The sequence below is a fragment of the Agrobacterium vitis genome, from assembly GCF_037039395.1.
In the GTDB taxonomy this organism is placed as follows: domain Bacteria; phylum Pseudomonadota; class Alphaproteobacteria; order Rhizobiales; family Rhizobiaceae; genus Allorhizobium; species Allorhizobium vitis_E.
The window spans coordinates 2,727,507-2,743,176 of record NZ_CP146242.1 but is presented as its reverse complement, the minus strand read 5'-3'; the positions used below and the strand labels follow the sequence as shown (position 1 = coordinate 2,743,176).

Genomic DNA, 15,670 nt, shown 5'->3' with positions numbered 1-15,670 from the left:
CGGTAAATGCCCGGGTCCAAAATGCAGGACAATGACAATGATGAGTCAATTGAATCGCTTAAGGGGTTTTCTTCCCTTTTCGATTCATCTGTGGCGATGAGAAAATAACATATGAATCAGGAGGCTAGGCATTATGCTTAATAAATTCGTTACACCTTGCCAGAGTGAATCAGAATTTGTTAACCATTTGGTGGCAGCCTTCAAATCAGGCAACGACTGGATCCGTATCGCGTAGTGGGCCATTCAGACCTTTCGGCGGCGGTAAAGGGGATAATTATGCGGGTTCTACTCATCGAAGACGACAGCGCCACAGCGCAGAGCATCGAACTGATGCTCAAGTCCGAAAGTTTTAACGTCTACACCACCGATCTCGGTGAGGAAGGCGTCGACCTCGGGAAACTATACGACTACGACATCATCCTGCTGGACCTCAATCTTCCCGACATGTCGGGTTACGAGGTCTTGAGAACGCTTCGCCTGTCCAAGGTCAAGACACCGATCCTCATCCTGTCCGGCATGGCCGGCATCGAGGACAAGGTTCGCGGTCTCGGCTTCGGCGCTGACGATTACATGACAAAGCCGTTCCACAAGGACGAGCTTGTTGCCCGCATCCATGCGATCGTTCGTCGTTCCAAGGGCCATGCCCAGTCGATCATCATCACCGGCGAACTGATCGTCAATCTCGACGCCAAAACCGTCGAAGTTGGTGGCCAGCGCGTTCACCTGACCGGCAAGGAATACCAGATGCTGGAGCTGCTTTCGCTCCGCAAGGGTACCACGCTGACCAAGGAAATGTTCCTTAACCATCTCTATGGTGGCATGGACGAGCCGGAACTGAAAATCATCGACGTGTTCATCTGCAAGCTTCGCAAGAAGCTGGCCAATGCCGCTGGTGGTGCAAACTATATCGAAACCGTCTGGGGCCGTGGCTATGTGCTGCGCGAACCTGACAGTGCCGAATATATGGAAACGGCCTGACACCGGTTTGTACAACGGGGCGTTATTCGTAACGCCTCGCCGTAAATCCCCACCAGTGCCACTCCCGCGCGAGATCGTGTGATCTCAAAAAAGTCCCAGCATTGCCGGGACTTTTTTGCGTTGAAGAAAATGGATTGCTGTGACCCGCATAATGGGGACAGACCATGCTTTTAGAGCATCGGGGCTTTTAGAGCGTCGGGCCGAAAATTAACAACCGGTTTTCGGATAAATCCGCCATGTCTGGAATGATTCGGGATCAGGCGGCTTCGCGGTCGCTGAACACCTCGGTCAGTGTTTTCCGGTCAAAGGGCTTCAGCAGGAAGTCGCTGGCGCCAGCCCGTTTGCCTTGCATCATGTGCTTGAGGTCGGCTTCGATGACGCAATAGAAGATCCGCACCGTTTTTCCCTCCGGCATGGCCCGGATATTGGTAATCAATCCAAGCGCGCCGTCCAGGCCCGAATCAACGATGATCACATGCGGTAATTGTGCTTCGCACGCCAGCATCGCCTCACGCGCCGTGGATGCTTCCGTCACTCCAAAACCCAGTTCGGACAGAATTTTACGGCCAACCTTGCGAACGATATCTGACGAGTCAGCAATGATCAGGTTCTTCATGCCGATGCCCTTTCGATGCCCCTGGACTTGCTTAAACATCAAAAAGATTAAGCAATTTTCCAAAAGAACAAGCGGCGCGCCCCGTGCACCGCGTCTTTACCCATTGTCGCCGCAGCCCGCGGTCTGACTTGGCCCATATTTCAAACCCTCAATGGATTTGAGATATCTGCGCTACATCAAAGGTAAATCCAGAAGACTAAGGAAACATTACCTGCATCGGATGGAAACGGAAAACGGCGCCGGAAGCCTGAGACAACGGGCGCCGTCGAGCATCGTTATGCGTGATCAGCCAGCAGCAACTGATTCGGCGGTGAAGGTAATTTCGCCTTCGCCGATGCTGTATTTCAGCTCCATCGATGATTCGTCGGCCAGCAGCACGGTGTAATAGGGCTGGATAGAATGGGCATCGACGGCTTCTTCCAACTGGCCATTGCAGATTTCGGCGAATTTCGGCGGCACCCGCAGCATGCGGCCCTTGGCGACGATGGTAAATTTTGCGTCATATTCCGGATTTTCCAGCGTCACGTCCAGCGAGCCGCCCCGCGGAATGGCGCCGTAGGCCACCAGCATCAGGTTCATCAGCAGTTTGACCCGGTTCTTGGCGATAATGGCGCGCGGGCCGTTCCAGGTAATTTCGGTTTTCTTTTCAGCGGCGGCGAAATCCTTGACGGCTTTCTCGGCCTCGCCGGTATCGATCGACGCACCGACCGAGCCTGAGGCCCCAAATGCCAGCCGGGCGAATTTCAAACGAACCGAAGCGTTCAGCGCGCTGGTGCGAATCAGGTCCATGGCATCGGCATCCGCCCCGCCTTCATCCAGCAATTCCAGCCCGTTATTGATGGCGCCAACCGGCGAAATGACATCATGGCAGACACGGCTGCACAGCAGGGCTGCCAGATCGGGTCCGGCCAGCGTTAGGTTTACGTTCTTGAGCATCGAATTCTCCTCGACGGCAAAGTCTGTTATCGGCTGAGAGGCATAGCTGCCCCATCAAGCCGCATGATGTCGACGCCATAATGACACCATATTTGGTAAACCCATTGTTAATACGAAGTCATCAAGATGGAAGTCCGGTCTCATCAGAGCCGATTCTATTCATATCCGAGGAGGAAGCGATGCGCTTTTCCATCATTCGGGACCTGTTCAGGACCTGGATTGTAACGGCTGGCGTGGTTGCGGCAAGTCTTGTTTCGCAGCCCGCGACTGCAATGGCGCAAGGCGATCAATATACCATGCAGGAAGTGGTCGATGCGGGCCACTCCTTCTTCGGCTCGACCAGCGGCGCGCTGGCCAAGGTGATCGAGAAGGCGTTCGGGCAATATGGCCTACCCAATGGCTACATTCTCGGCCAGGAAGGCTCCGGCGCGTTTATTGCCGGCCTCACCTATGGCGAAGGCACGCTCTATACCAAGAATGCTGGTCAGCACCCCGTCTTCTGGCAGGGGCCGTCGCTCGGCATCGACTACGGTGGCAATGGCAGCCGCACGATGATGCTGGTCTATAACCTGCCCGCCGTCGGCAGCCTCTACAGCCGCTATGGCGGCGTCAGCGGCTCGGCCTATGTGGTGGCTGGCGTCGGCATGACGGCACTGAAAAACAACAATATGGTTCTGGTCCCGATCCGCACCGGCGTCGGCGCGAGGCTTGGCGTCAATGTCGGCTATCTGAAGCTGACGCAATCCTCCACCTGGAACCCCTTCTGATCGGCACCGGCTTGGTAGATTTCAGTCTGGTCGAGCCTAGGCCGGATCATCGCCCTCCACCTCCGTCTTTGCCCTGCTATTGTCGAACATGAACAGGTTACGATGGAATGATGCAGGGTTTTGATTTAGATAATGCGCATCTGGACCGTCATCTGACACTTTGGGAACCGCTCTAACGGATATGGCACCGCCGTGATCGAATACGCCCTGCTCTTTGCATTGGGATTTGCCGCAGCAGCCCTTCTGGCGGCGTTGATCAGCCCTGCCATCCATGGGCGTATCGTTGCCTATACCGAACGGCGTCTGCGGGCCACCGCCCCTCTTGGCCCGGAGGAAGTCCGTGCCCAGAAGGACATGGTCCGCGCCGTTTATGCCGCCGAAAATGCGAAACTGTCCCACGACCTTCGCCGCGAGCGGGAGTATTTCGTCGCCGTCAAGGCCGCCGCCGATCAGGCCCAGGCGGAAGCGATCCGCGCGCTCGGAGCCGAAGATGCTCTGAAGGAACAGATCCACGCCATGAGCAATGAGGCAGGGGCATTGCGCGTCGAACTTCGCCAGAACCAGGGGCAGATGGAACAGCTGAAAGCCACGCTACAGCGCCATGAAGCGATGGTCGCCAGCCGCGATCTCGACATCGAGGCGCTGACCGTCAAGCTGACCCGCCTGGAGGCGGAGCTGGCCGCCCGCAATCGGGAAACCGCCAGCCACAAACACCAGACAGAAGACCTGCAACTGCGCCTCCAGGATCTGCGCACCGAACGCGAGACACTGCGCGACGAGGCCAAGGCCGCCGCCAGCCGCGCCCAGAAGGCAGAGCAACGGCTCCTCCAGGAGGAAGACAAGGTGCTGCGATTGGAAGAGCGGCTGGAACGCCTGCAAAAGACCGAAACCCCTGTGCAACAGGTCGCCAAATGAACGAAAGCCCGCCGGACATGCAGCACCCCACGCCCGAGGCACTTCAAACGCTTGCAGACGACATGCGCCAGCGCAGCGAAGCGCTCAATTCCCGGCTGCTTGCTGGCGATGGTGTCGAGGAAGACGCGTCTCTGCGCGCCGAAATCGCCGAAATCGCCGCCGGGATGATCGTGTTCACTGCCCGCAAGGAAGGCGAAGCATCGCCGATCCCGGCGCTGCTGGCAAAGCCTGCCCCCAGCGCCGATGCACCGCAACCGCTGCTGGACCGGATAAGAGCACTGGCGCCGGACATTCTAAACGATTGAGCCCATTGCCTCGTAGAACAGGAGGGCGCAGCCGGATGAGGTGCCATCGCCATGCCCCTACTGCATAAGTCCTGAAATCAGACTCGATTTAAGGAATTATGCAGTCGATTTAAAGTGTTGCAGCATCCTTTGTGCGTTTTGTTTCAGTACACGACGCACCTTGATGAATTGGCTTCGCCCCCCTCATCCCCCTGCCGGGGACTTCTCCCCGCTGGGGAGAAGAGGTCAACACGACAGCACGGAGCCTCATCCTGAGGCTGCTGACAAAAGAGTTTATCGGCTTTTGCCGCGCATATAAGGCGCAACAGGGTGCTGCAGGTCTCTTCTCCCCATCGGGGAGAAGGTCCCGGCAGGGGGATGAGGGGGCGGCAAAGCCGAGAGACATTTGCGTCGTGTACTGTCGCGTTTTATAAAACGCACGGCGCTGTAGACCAACTATTGCGACAAAATCCCCTACCCTAATTTACCCAGCGCCCGCGCCGCGCTGTGTAGCGCGATGCCGCTGGCGGTGCCGAGGTTGAGGCTGTCGAGTTGCGGTGATTGGGCGATCCGCACGGTCATGAACCGGGCAAGCACGTCGGCGGGCAGTCCCTCGCCTTCTGTGCCTACCACTAGCGCCAGCCTTTGCCGGTTGCCAAGCCCGGTGGCGATATCACCGATCTCCGTGGCCCCGGAAGGCGTCAGCGCCGCCACCAAAAAGCCAGCCGTATCCAGTGCCGACAACAGCGCAATGGCACTGTGTTCGCGCGCATAGGGCATGGTCAGCACCGAGCCGACCGAGACCCGCAGCGCCTTGCGATACAGCGGGTCGCAACTGGTCTCATCAAGCAGCACCGCATCGGCACAGAAGCCGGTGGAATTGCGAAACATAGAACCGATATTGTCATGATTGGAAATGCCGCAGCCAACCAGAACCAGGGCGTTTTGCGGCAAGCCAGCAATCAGTTGCGTAGCATCGGGCGCGGTCAGCCGGCTGCCCAGCGCCAGCACGCCGCGATGCAGGTGGAAACCGGCAATGGCATCCAGCACGGCAGCGCTTGCCACATAGACCGGCAGCTCATCCGGCCACTGGTCGAGAAGCGGCTGGAGACCCGCCACCCGGTTTTCCAACAGCAGCAGCGCTTCGGCGCGAATACCACGCCCGGCCAGATGCGCCGCCAGCAACATGCGCAGCACCACCGTACCCTCGGCAATAAACCGGCCCTCGCGCCCCGTCAGGTCGCGCTCGCGGATATTGCAGAAGGCAGCGATGCGCGGGTCCTGCGGATCGGTAATGGTGACGAACTGGACCATGCTTTTGATGGCCTATTGCGTGATCGCGACGTCCGCGATCATCCGGCCTACCGACAGGTCAAACACATAGGCCTTGGACTGGCCTTCGGCTGTTGTGCCGTAAAACAGGATCTGCGTGCCTGACAGCGCTGTGGAACTCACTTTGAAACCGGCAGGCAGGCGGGCGGCCAGCGCCATCGGCTGGTCGGAGGGGATGGTGAGGCCTCCGGCCTGGGTCTTTTCCGGCGCTGGTGCGTGTTTGACCTTGTAGACAACGGCGGTCAACACGGCCATAAGGCTGACAAACATGATGGCCGCCGAGACGAGTTGCAAACGCACCATCTTGCGGCGAACTTTTTCGAGCACCGGATCGAGCGGCTTGTCTTTCTGTTCGTCGGTCTCGACTTGGCTCATGAAACTTAAACCTTTCCCTGATGGAGCTGCTCTGCCGCCCATTGGGCCTCGGCCGCAAGGGCTGAAAGACAGGATGCGCTATGACAGACCCCTTTAAACAAGCAGGCGAGCCAAGGAAAGAGCTGATTGCCGGTGAGGACGCCGAAGGCCGTCTGGATGCCTGGCTGGCGGCCAGCCTGGGCGGCGACCTGTCGCGCAACCGGGTAAAAGCCCTGATCGAGCAAGGCGCCGTGTTTATCAACGGCACCGCCGTCACCGAGCCGAAGCGCAAGATGAAGCCCGGCGACCAGGTGATGATCGCCATGCCGGAGCCGGAAGACCCCGAACCCAAGGGTGAGGATATTCCGCTGACCGTGCTTTATGAGGACAAGGACCTGATCGTGCTGTCAAAGCCCGCCGGTCTGGTCGTGCATCCCGGTGCTGGCAACTGGACCGGAACGCTGGTCAATGCGCTGATCCACCATTGCGGCGATAGCCTCTCCGGCATTGGCGGGGTGAAGCGTCCCGGCATCGTCCACCGGCTGGACAAGGAAACTTCCGGCGTCATGGTCGTTGCCAAGAACGACATCGCCCACCGGCATCTAGCCGACCAGTTTGCCGACCATGGCCGCAGCGGTCCGCTGGAACGGGCCTATCAGGCGCTCGTCTGGGGGCGTCCGCGGGGGCTGCGCGGCACGATTGACGCCGCTCTTGGCCGGGCTGGCGACCGTACCAAGCGCACCGTGAAGCGCGAGGATACCGATGACGCCCGCGAAGCCATCACTCATTACGAGGTGATGGAGCGTTATGGTGAAAAGCCGGATGCAACCTGCCTCGCCTCGCTGGTGGAATGCAGGCTGGAAACCGGACGCACCCACCAGATCCGGGTGCATATGGCCCATATCGGCCATCCGCTGATCGGTGATCCCGAATATGGCGCCGCCTTCAAGACCAAGGCCAACCTGCTGCCGGAGGCGGCAAAGGCCATCGTCAATAATTTCCACCGTCAGGCGCTCCATGCCTATCTCTTGGCGTTCGAACACCCGACCACTGGCGAAGTCATGCATTTCGAAGCGCCTATCCCCGACGACATGGAAACAATTATCGAGGCGCTGCGCGATATCGCGTGAACCCTTTGGCCCGTTAAACGTTAGCGCACGTCCAGCAGAACCGCGAAGCGATCTCTTGTGTTCGGACATCCGGGCGTTTGGACATCTGAGCATCCAGGCAGGCGTGAACGGGCAAAGGACGATTATGGATACCAAGCAGGCACTGGGAAAATCGCGCGATCTGCACGATGGCAAATCCTTCTGGGCGGCGACGCCCAATATCAGTGTCGACAGCCAGCCCATACCCGAGCGCCAGGACTATGATGTCATCATCATCGGCGCCGGAATCAGCGGTGCCTTGATGGCGCAAGCACTGGCAGCGGATGGCCGCCATATTCTGCTGGTCGACCGGCGTGAGCCGGTCCGGGGCAGCACGCTGGCCAGCACCGCGATGATCCAGCACGAAATCGACATTCCGCTGTCGCAATTGTCGAAGCATATCGGAGCCAAGAAGGCCATGCGCGCCTGGAGGCGCTCGGCAGCCTCGGTCGACAGCCTGGGGGAGCGCGTCGGCAAGCTTGGTATTGCTTGCCAGTTCCAGCAGCGCACCAGCCTTTTCCTGGCGGGCGACGAAATGGGGCACCGCGCTTTGGCCGCTGAAGCGGAGCTGCGCCGCGAAGCGCAATTGGACGCCGAGTATCTGACCGGGGCGCAGGTGAAGGAGAGATTCGGCATTGAGCGCACGGGAGCGATCCTCTCCCCCTGCTCCGCCAGCGCCAATCCGGCTCAGATGACGGCTGGCCTGCTGAAGGCCGCCCAGCAAGGCGGCGTCGAAATCGTCTCCCCGCTGGCGATTACCGCCATCCGGGAAACCCGCGACGGGGTGATGGTGGCAACAGCTGACGGTACATTGCTCTGTGCGGCGGACCTTATCGCCTGCACGGGCTATGAATATCTGAAGATGATGGAAAGCCCCCTGCATCAGGTGATTTCCACTTGGGCGATCGCTTCCGAGCCGCACACCCAAAGGCCGGACTGGCTGGACGACCATCTGGTCTGGGAGGCATCCGAGCCCTACCTTTATTTTCGCTCCACTCCCGATGGCCGGATTATCGCTGGTGGCGAAGATGAGGACGATCCGCTGGCCCATCAGGACCCGGTCAAGGCGTTGCGCAAATTCGAAACGATCCGGCAAAAGCTGAAGGCTCTGGCCGGGATTGAGATGGACCGCATCGCCTATGGCTGGTCGGCACCGTTCGGCACGACACGGGATGGGCTGCCGATCATCGACCGTGTTCCCGGCACCGACCATGTGCATGTTGTGATGGGATTTGGCGGCAATGGCATCACGTTTTCGACCATCGCGTCGGAGATTGTTTCGGCCCGGATTGCCGGGCGCAAGGACGCCGATGAAGATTTGTTCCGATTCCGCTCGTAAATCAATCGTGACCGGCGTGGTGTGCTTGAATCCCGACCATGCCACACTTATGTGACATAGGATTTCGTGCGGGATGAGGAAATCCGCATGATGGAGCTTGCCCGTTTGGCATTGGGAAGCTCATGGATAAAGGGGGTGCTTTATGGCCCGCAATAGCTTGCCTTCGATTACCGCCGGTGAAGGCGGTCTGAACCGATACCTGGATGAGATCCGCAAGTTCCCGATGCTGGAACCCCAGGAAGAATACATGCTGGCCAAGCGCTATGCAGAGCATGGCGACCGCGATGCCGCACACCGGCTCGTCACCAGCCATTTGCGCCTCGTGGCAAAGATTGCCATGGGCTATCGCGGCTATGGCCTGCCGATTGGCGAAGTGGTCTCTGAGGGCAATGTCGGCCTGATGCAGGCCGTCAAGAAATTCGATCCCGAACGCGGCTTCCGGCTTGCCACCTATGCGATGTGGTGGATCAAGGCCTCGATCCAGGAATATATCCTGCGCTCCTGGTCGCTGGTGAAGATGGGCACGACCGCCAACCAGAAGCGACTGTTCTTCAACCTGCGCCGCCTGAAGGGCAAGATCCAGGCCATCGAGGAAGGCGACCTGAAGCCGGACCAGGTCACGGAAATCGCCACCAAGCTGAAGGTCAGCGAGGAGGAAGTGATTTCCATGAACCGCCGCCTGTCGGGCGATGCCTCGCTGAACGCGCCGATCCGCGCCAGCGAAGGCGAATCCGGCCAGTGGCAGGATTGGCTGGTGGACGACCATGACAGCCAGGAAGACACGCTGATCGAGCAGGATGAGCTGGAAACCCGGCGCAACATGCTGTCGCGCGCCATGGGCGTGCTGAACGACCGCGAACGCCGCATCTTCGCCGCACGCCGTCTGTCCGAGGAGCCGGTGACGCTGGAAGAACTGTCATCGGAGTTCGACATCAGCCGCGAGCGTGTGCGCCAGATCGAAGTGCGCGCCTTTGAAAAAGTTCAGGATGCCGTCCAGAAGGATGCACTGGAACAGGCCAAGGCGTTGCGGGTGGTGGAGTCCTGACGCCAGCGCCAATTAAAACAAAAAGCCTTATGGCCTGCCCTTAGGCGCGGTTGTCAAAATCGCGTTGCACAGGTTTGATCGGTTCGTGGTGGGGGCCGAGACAACGAGGTTAATGGATGATTGTAGGCGATTGCCGCGTTTTCGGAATCGAAAGCGATATTACCAATGCATTGGAAAACCCTTCTCAATTGGCACTGGGTTTCTTTGTCATTCACGTTGGTGAACAAATGTTCGGGGTGAGGAAGCCTGACGCATCCCTGCTTGGATGCTCTTTCAACCAGGTAGAACATAGGTTGAAACGGCGCGGAACGCATCTTTTTGATATGCTGACCGATGTTAAGGCCGCCGACGTGGCAGTCGCGTACCTTGATGCTCTTTATCGTGATAGTCCGCGAACGGATTACTTCGGGCTTTCACAGCAACAGTTCGCCAATACCTTACAATCGAGTGGTTCAATATGGGCTCCGGATGGAGATGAGGCTTTTGATGACGGAAGCCATATCTTGCAGTTCGACGTAGGAAGCCGTGTGCGCATCATTGCCTTCTCGAATACAGAATCGCCCGCCGATTTATCCAGTACAATCAGAGAAGAATGGATGGACGCCGATCTTTTCTACACCATTGTTTCAGATTGGAAGACACTATTCACAGTGGACCGATCATCTCGGATGAAAGCCAAAAGCCTTTCGATGGATTGACATTGACGACAGCATTTCAAACTCAGCAGAACTTTATTTTGAGAAAATCTCTAACGATCACGTCACCACCACCAGCGCCAGCAGCGAGAGAACCAGCGCCGGGATCATCACGACAGTGCCGATTTTCAAAAATTCCAGCGCGCCCATATGCAGGCCTTCGCGCCTGAGCGCCGATAGCCAGAGAATGGTGGCAAGTGAGCCGGTCACCGACAGGTTGGGGCCAAGGTCGACCCCGATCAGTACCGCACCGGAAACGGCGCCCCCCACATGAGCGCTCTGCACCGTGGCGCCTGCCACCAGTCCGGCAGGAAGATTGTTGACGAGGTTGGAGAGGAAGCCGACCAGCAGCCCTGCCCCCATGGCCGCTGCCTTGGCATCCGCTGCGGCTGCCTCTGACAAATAACGGGCCAGCAGCACGGTCAGCCCTGTCTTGTCCAGCGCCTCGACCAGCACGAACAGGCCCGCTACCAGCGGCAGCACGCTCCAGGACATGCCCTTCAGCGTCTCAACCGGTCCCTGCCCGCTCAGGGCCAGTACCAGCACGGTGGTCAGCACACCGGCAATAAAGGTCGGCAGGCCAAGGTCCAACCCCAGCGCAGACGCCGCCATCAGCACGACGGCGGTCAGGATCAGTCCCCATCCGGCCAGCTTGGCGCTGTGGGAGAGATGCGGCGTCTCAACCTGCCGATCCATCACCTCGGCGTGGATGGCGCGTCTCTGGCTCCAATAGAGCATGGCGAAGGTCACCACGATGGCCACCAGCGAGGGCAGCGCGAATGTGGCAAGCCAGGTGGAGAGCGGCGGCATTTCCCCGCCGCCGAAAATCACCAGATTGGCCGGATTGGAAATCGGCAGCACAAAACTCGCCGCATTGGCGATGAAGGCGCAGATCAGCAGATAGGGCATCGGGTTCTTGAGCTTGGCCGCCTTGGTTGCCGCATAGACCGCAGGCGTCAGCACCACCGCCGTCGCGTCGTTGGAGAGAAAGGCGGTGACCAAGACGCCGACGCCATACAGCAGCACGAACAGCCTGAGCGGCGAGCCCTTGGCCCTTTTCGTTGCCAGCGCAGCCAACCAGTCGAACAGACCTTCGCGCCGCGCCAGTTCCGACAGAAGCATCATGCCGATCAGGAACAGATAGACATCATAGCCCTTGGCAACGCCTGCCCAGGCATCATTGATGCCGATCACCCCCAAGCCAATCGCGCCCAGTCCCAGCAGCACGATGGCGCCAAGCACGGCCCAGATCGCCTCCGGCCAGCCAAAGGGCCGGCTGATAACGCCCAGAACGGAAAGGGCGCAAACAGCCCAGGTCAGGTAAGTCGCGGTCATGAAACATCCGAAAAGACGTGGCCGGAACGAGGGCCAAGGAAAGGACTGGCAGGCAGACGCCGAGAACCGGCGTCAGATCAGATCACCCATTTAGTCCAGGATACGCAAAGAGCAAGCGGCATGGAACAATTTTGCATTTGGCAAATTAACGAGGCGCCTGCTTCTGCCTATTCATGCTAAACTCCTGATTTTTCAACCTTTCCGAAAGCGCTCCCGTGATCGCACAGTCCAAGATTGTCTCCGCGAGCCGCCGCTCGCTCATTGCCCTTGCCTTCCTCAACTTCTTCCTTGCCGATGCCCGCGACGGGCTAGGCCCCTTCCTCGATGGCTTCCTGGCAACCCATGGATGGTCGCCGATGACCCTGGGTATCATCGCCACGATGGGCGGCGTGCTCGGCATGGTGGTCACGCCACTGTTTGGCGCGGTTGTCGATGCAAGCCCCTATAAGCGAACGCTGATTATCCTGCCGGTCACACTCGTGACAGCCGCCGCATTGTGGACACTGGCGAGCCCCGACAATCTGGCGGTGTTCGGCGGACAATCGGCAACGGCCCTGGTGGGCGCGGTGATCGGCCCGGCCCTGATGGGGATGACGTTGGGACTGGTCGGCGAAAGAGCCTTTTCCAACCAGGTCTCCCGCAATGAAGTATGGAATCATACCGGCAATGTATTCTCACTGGTCTGCATTTTCGTCCTCACCAGCTATTTCGGCCAGAACGGCGTTGTCTGGCTGATGATCGCCTCCGCCCTTGCCACCATTGCAGCAGTCCTGACAATCCGGCCCCAGGAAATCGACCAGGATGTCGCCCGTGGGCTAAGTGATAAGGGCAGATCGGCTGAGGATGAGGGTCACGCGGCGGCCCAGCCCTCGGGCTATTCCATGCTGGTGCATAGTCGCGGGCTGATCGTACTCGCCCTGATCCTGATGATCTTTCACTTTGGCAATGCGCCGATCAGCAGGTTGATCGCCCAGAACTTTTCCATCCAGCTCGACAGTCCCTTCAAGACCACCGCCATCACCACAGGTGTCTCGCAACTGGCGATGATTGTCGTCGCCTGCGCCGCACCGTGGATGATTGCAAGGTTTGGACTGCGGTCGGTGTTCTTTATCGCTTTGATGGCCCTGCCGATCCGGGGCATGATCGCCGGTAGCTTTTCCAGCTTCGGCGCGATCTATCCGGTGCAGATCCTCGATGGCATCGGGGCGGGGCTGATCGGCATCGCTACGCCGATTGCCGCGGAACGTATTCTGTCCGGCTCTGGCCGTTTTAACGTTGGCCTCGCCGCCGTCATGACCGTCCAGGGCATCGGCGCCTCATCCAGCAATGTCGTTGCAGGCTGGCTGACTGAAAAGGGCGGCTATTCGCTCGCCTATTTCGTCCATGGCGGCATCGCTGCCCTGGCGCTACTGCTGTTCATCGTCAATCACAAACAGGTGGCACCGGAACTGCCAGCCCATAGGCGGCACGCTATTGGGGCGTAGAGACAGAGAATTTCGACCGAAACCTCCAGTGTTTCAGGCGAGTCTGTCAGGTTCAGGTTGAACCAGACAGACTTGCGTGAGTTTTGTTGACGTTTGCCTTTTCGGGGAAACGCGGTTCCACCTTTCCTGAGGCAACGTCTCATGCGCAAAGCGCGTCGGCTTCACCCGACATAATGTCCCCGACCTCAGGCCGCCGCAAACGACGGAGCATAGGGAGCATAGGCGGCGGCGAGTTTTAATCACCCGCCGCTGCGATTGTTTCCGAGCGCTGCCCATTCCCTGATGACACTGTCGAAGATCGGCTTGCCAGCGGCACCCTTGTCGAGGGTAATCAGCGCGCGGCGACCGTTGCGATAGGTAACGGGGATGTCGATCCAGTCACGGCCACGCAACAGATCGACATTGCGGGCCACCACTTCGGCAAAATCGTTGAAGGCGATCATGAACGTGTCGTCGGTGATCTTGGCAGGCACCGCCACGATCGGATCGCCGCGATCCTGCTCGCTTGCCTTCATGGCAACGCGCTGAACGCTGTCTATGCCGCCACCTTCGAAATTCTGCGGCACCGAGAAGACGATTTCCATCAGGTGGCTGGCGGGAAGCGAGCTGTCGGTATTGCGCTTGAAGGTAATCAGCGCTGTCAGGCCCCGCTCGGGGATCGTCAGCTTGCCCTGGATTTCCGGTTCCGGCTTGCCGCTGTCACCAGTCTCATGTCGGGCTTCCCAGACAATATAGCCCTGCACGGTGGTCGGCGTCGTCTGGCCGAGCCGCTCTTCGTAGAGATAGGCCTTCTGGCCATTTTCCGGCACGGTGAAGGGCGCACCCTGCACAGGCGTGGTGGTAGCCGGCGCACTGGCCGCACCGCCGGACACTGGCGCTGCCGGATTGGCTCCGCCATTCTGCTGGGCCACCGAACGGCCCTCGCCGCTATTGGCGGCAGCGTTCGAGGCGCCCTCATCCACTTCCGTACCGTCAGGCATCAGCTTCTGGGTGAATTTTTCACCCGCCGCCCCGGCATCGCCGGTTGACGCTGGAACAGCCGCCGGCTTTCCGGCGTCCGCGCTGCCCGTCTGCGAAGATGGTGTGGACGCTGGTGACGAGCCCTTCGAGGCAAACAATCCTGTCACGGTCTGCTTCAACCCGGCGATGGCGCCCGGCAGATTGTCACGATGGGCATAGGCGTAGTAGCCACCGCCGCCGATCAACAGGATCAGCACGCCAGTGATGATGTAAGGCGCGGTCCGACGGGATTTCTTGGTGCGCAGCCCCGCCTTCCTGTTGGCCTTGGCCAGCACGGCTGCCATGTCTTCGGAGGAACTGCTTCGGTCCGGCGCGGCGGTGCGCGGTTGCTTTTTAGCTGCCGCCGGTGGCACAGGCTGGGCGGCCACGAAATCATCGAACCAGGCAGGATCTTCGCCTGCCTTGCTCGTGCCTGCCTGCTTTGGAGAGGCTCCATTGCGAGCGGCATTTTCCTCGTTGTCGGATGCCTGGCCGACAGGCGTGCCGAAGCTGGTGTTCTGATGCTTGTCACTCCAGTCCAGAAGATCCTTCGGATCGTCATGACCAGCTTGTGAGAAGGAGCCACCCTGCGATGCAGGCTGCTTGTTGTCACGCACGAAAGCGTCGAAAGCGCCCAGCGCCTCGGCTTCATCGAACACAGGCTGGCGTGCCGGTGGAATGGCGGGGTAGACCGCTGGCTCCTGCGCATCGTCCTGGCGCGACTGCGGCTGTGTCTCAAAGGACTGGGCCGGAGAGGAATGGACAGGTGCCGGAGGAACTGGCGAGCTTTCCAAATGGCTTTCCAGCCATTCATCCATCGAGTGTTTCTGTGGTGCCGAAGGCTTTGCGGCTGGCGCTAGAGCCGCAGGAGACACTGCTGGCTGGGCAGGCTCTTCATTCTCCCAAATAGCAGGCGGAATGCGGGCCGGTTCTGGCGTATAAGGTTCTGGCTCCGGCTCATAAACCGGCTCAGGCGCTGGTTCCGGCACATAGACAGGTGCTGGGGCAGGCGCTGGAACATAAGCCGGCTCCGGCTCATGAACAGGTTCAGGCTGGTGCACATATTCGGGCTCATGCGCCGGTTCCTCAACAGGCTCCGGCTCATGATGAACGGGTTCTGGTTCCGGCTCAGGTTCATAAGGCGGTGCTGGCTCGTAGGCCGGCTCCGGCTCATAGGCATCCTCTTCCACAGCAGGAAGAGCCTCGGCATAATCTGCCTCGACCTCGGCAATCGCGGCGTCAAGCTTGTCCAGCTGGCGGCGCAGCATGTCTTCCGACGGCTTGGGTGTCATATTGTCCAGCTGCCGCATCACTGCGCCGCGAGCCTTCTCATACACCTTTACGCGCATTTCCGGGGTATTGTTCGACAGGCCATCAACGGCGCGCCGAATAACTGCTACGAAATCTGCCATCCGTACTTTCTCGTGATCACCGGCGCAGGCC

At 59.4% G+C, this 15,670-nt stretch carries 15 protein-coding genes; 9 read left to right on the top strand and 6 right to left on the bottom strand.

Going from position 1 to position 15,670, the window contains the following annotated elements:
• The first annotated feature begins 276 nt into the window (after window positions 1-276).
• Complete coding sequence (gene ctrA / locus V6582_RS15235; RefSeq protein WP_015916946.1) at window positions 277-978, top strand: response regulator transcription factor CtrA; 702 nt, start codon at window positions 277-279, stop codon at window positions 976-978.
• A 256-nt stretch (window positions 979-1,234) separates the two neighbouring features.
• Here the strand turns inward: ctrA and V6582_RS15230 are convergent, their stop codons facing one another.
• Both V6582_RS15230 and chpT read right to left on the bottom strand, forming a co-directional pair.
• Window positions 1,235-1,594 (bottom strand): response regulator, encoded by a 360-nt coding sequence (locus V6582_RS15230; RefSeq protein ID WP_070166975.1) that lies wholly within the window; start codon window positions 1,592-1,594, stop codon window positions 1,235-1,237.
• A gap of 285 nt (window positions 1,595-1,879) precedes the next feature.
• Window positions 1,880-2,530: a histidine phosphotransferase ChpT gene (gene chpT / locus V6582_RS15225; RefSeq protein ID WP_156630771.1), complete on the bottom strand. Its 651-nt coding sequence runs from the start codon at window positions 2,528-2,530 to the stop codon at window positions 1,880-1,882.
• Between the two features lie 179 nt (window positions 2,531-2,709).
• Here chpT and V6582_RS15220 point away from each other — a divergent pair, with 179 nt between their 5' ends.
• The 3 genes from V6582_RS15220 to V6582_RS15210 all read left to right on the top strand — a co-directional run bounded on the left by V6582_RS15220 (window position 2,710) and on the right by V6582_RS15210 (window position 4,517).
• Entirely contained in the window at window positions 2,710-3,297 is a 588-nt protein-coding gene (locus V6582_RS15220; RefSeq protein ID WP_070149767.1) for a DUF1134 domain-containing protein, read from the top strand.
• Between the two features lie 192 nt (window positions 3,298-3,489).
• Window positions 3,490-4,212 carry a hypothetical protein gene (locus tag V6582_RS15215; RefSeq protein WP_156630770.1) on the top strand — a complete coding sequence of 241 codons (723 nt, stop codon included), beginning with the start codon at window positions 3,490-3,492 and terminating at the stop codon, window positions 4,210-4,212.
• The gene (locus tag V6582_RS15210; RefSeq protein ID WP_156630769.1) at window positions 4,209-4,517 is read left to right on the top strand and encodes a hypothetical protein; all 309 of its coding nucleotides are present in this window, start codon (window positions 4,209-4,211) and stop codon (window positions 4,515-4,517) included. The genes V6582_RS15215 and V6582_RS15210 overlap by 4 nt, the downstream gene beginning before the upstream one ends.
• Window positions 4,518-4,970: 453 nt before the next feature.
• Here V6582_RS15210 and V6582_RS15205 read toward each other — a convergent pair whose 3' ends face one another.
• Both V6582_RS15205 and V6582_RS15200 read right to left on the bottom strand, forming a co-directional pair.
• A complete protein-coding gene (locus V6582_RS15205) occupies window positions 4,971-5,810 on the bottom strand; it encodes a TrmH family RNA methyltransferase (protein ID WP_156630768.1) in 840 nt (279 codons plus the stop codon).
• A gap of 12 nt (window positions 5,811-5,822) precedes the next feature.
• Entirely contained in the window at window positions 5,823-6,203 is a 381-nt protein-coding gene (locus tag V6582_RS15200; RefSeq protein WP_156630767.1) for a hypothetical protein, read from the bottom strand.
• Window positions 6,204-6,283: 80 nt separating this feature from the next.
• Here V6582_RS15200 and V6582_RS15195 point away from each other — a divergent pair, with 80 nt between their 5' ends.
• From V6582_RS15195 to V6582_RS15180, 4 genes are all read left to right on the top strand, one after another.
• Window positions 6,284-7,312, top strand: coding sequence for an RluA family pseudouridine synthase (locus V6582_RS15195; RefSeq protein WP_156630766.1), 1,029 nt, complete (start codon window positions 6,284-6,286; stop codon window positions 7,310-7,312).
• Window positions 7,313-7,436: 124 nt separating this feature from the next.
• A complete protein-coding gene (locus V6582_RS15190) occupies window positions 7,437-8,669 on the top strand; it encodes an NAD(P)/FAD-dependent oxidoreductase (RefSeq protein ID WP_156630765.1) in 1,233 nt (410 codons plus the stop codon).
• Between the two features lie 142 nt (window positions 8,670-8,811).
• Window positions 8,812-9,714 carry an RNA polymerase sigma factor RpoH gene (gene rpoH, locus V6582_RS15185; protein ID WP_156630764.1) on the top strand — a complete coding sequence of 301 codons (903 nt, stop codon included), beginning with the start codon at window positions 8,812-8,814 and terminating at the stop codon, window positions 9,712-9,714.
• Between the two features lie 116 nt (window positions 9,715-9,830).
• On the top strand, window positions 9,831-10,412 hold the full coding sequence (locus V6582_RS15180) for an Imm42 family immunity protein (RefSeq protein ID WP_156630763.1): 582 nt from the start codon (window positions 9,831-9,833) through the stop codon (window positions 10,410-10,412).
• Window positions 10,413-10,469: 57 nt separating this feature from the next.
• On the opposite strand, the gene V6582_RS15175 is transcribed toward V6582_RS15180, so the two are convergent.
• Window positions 10,470-11,744, bottom strand: coding sequence for an arsenic transporter (locus V6582_RS15175; RefSeq protein ID WP_156630762.1), 1,275 nt, complete (start codon window positions 11,742-11,744; stop codon window positions 10,470-10,472).
• 215 nt (window positions 11,745-11,959) lie between these two features.
• Between V6582_RS15175 and V6582_RS15170 the strand changes: the two genes are divergently transcribed.
• Entirely contained in the window at window positions 11,960-13,228 is a 1,269-nt protein-coding gene (locus V6582_RS15170; protein WP_337739181.1) for an MFS transporter, read from the top strand.
• A gap of 239 nt (window positions 13,229-13,467) precedes the next feature.
• Here the strand turns inward: V6582_RS15170 and V6582_RS15165 are convergent, their stop codons facing one another.
• Window positions 13,468-15,639 carry a hypothetical protein gene (locus tag V6582_RS15165; protein ID WP_349508885.1) on the bottom strand — a complete coding sequence of 724 codons (2,172 nt, stop codon included), beginning with the start codon at window positions 15,637-15,639 and terminating at the stop codon, window positions 13,468-13,470.
• Between the last annotated feature and the right edge of the window lie 31 nt (window positions 15,640-15,670).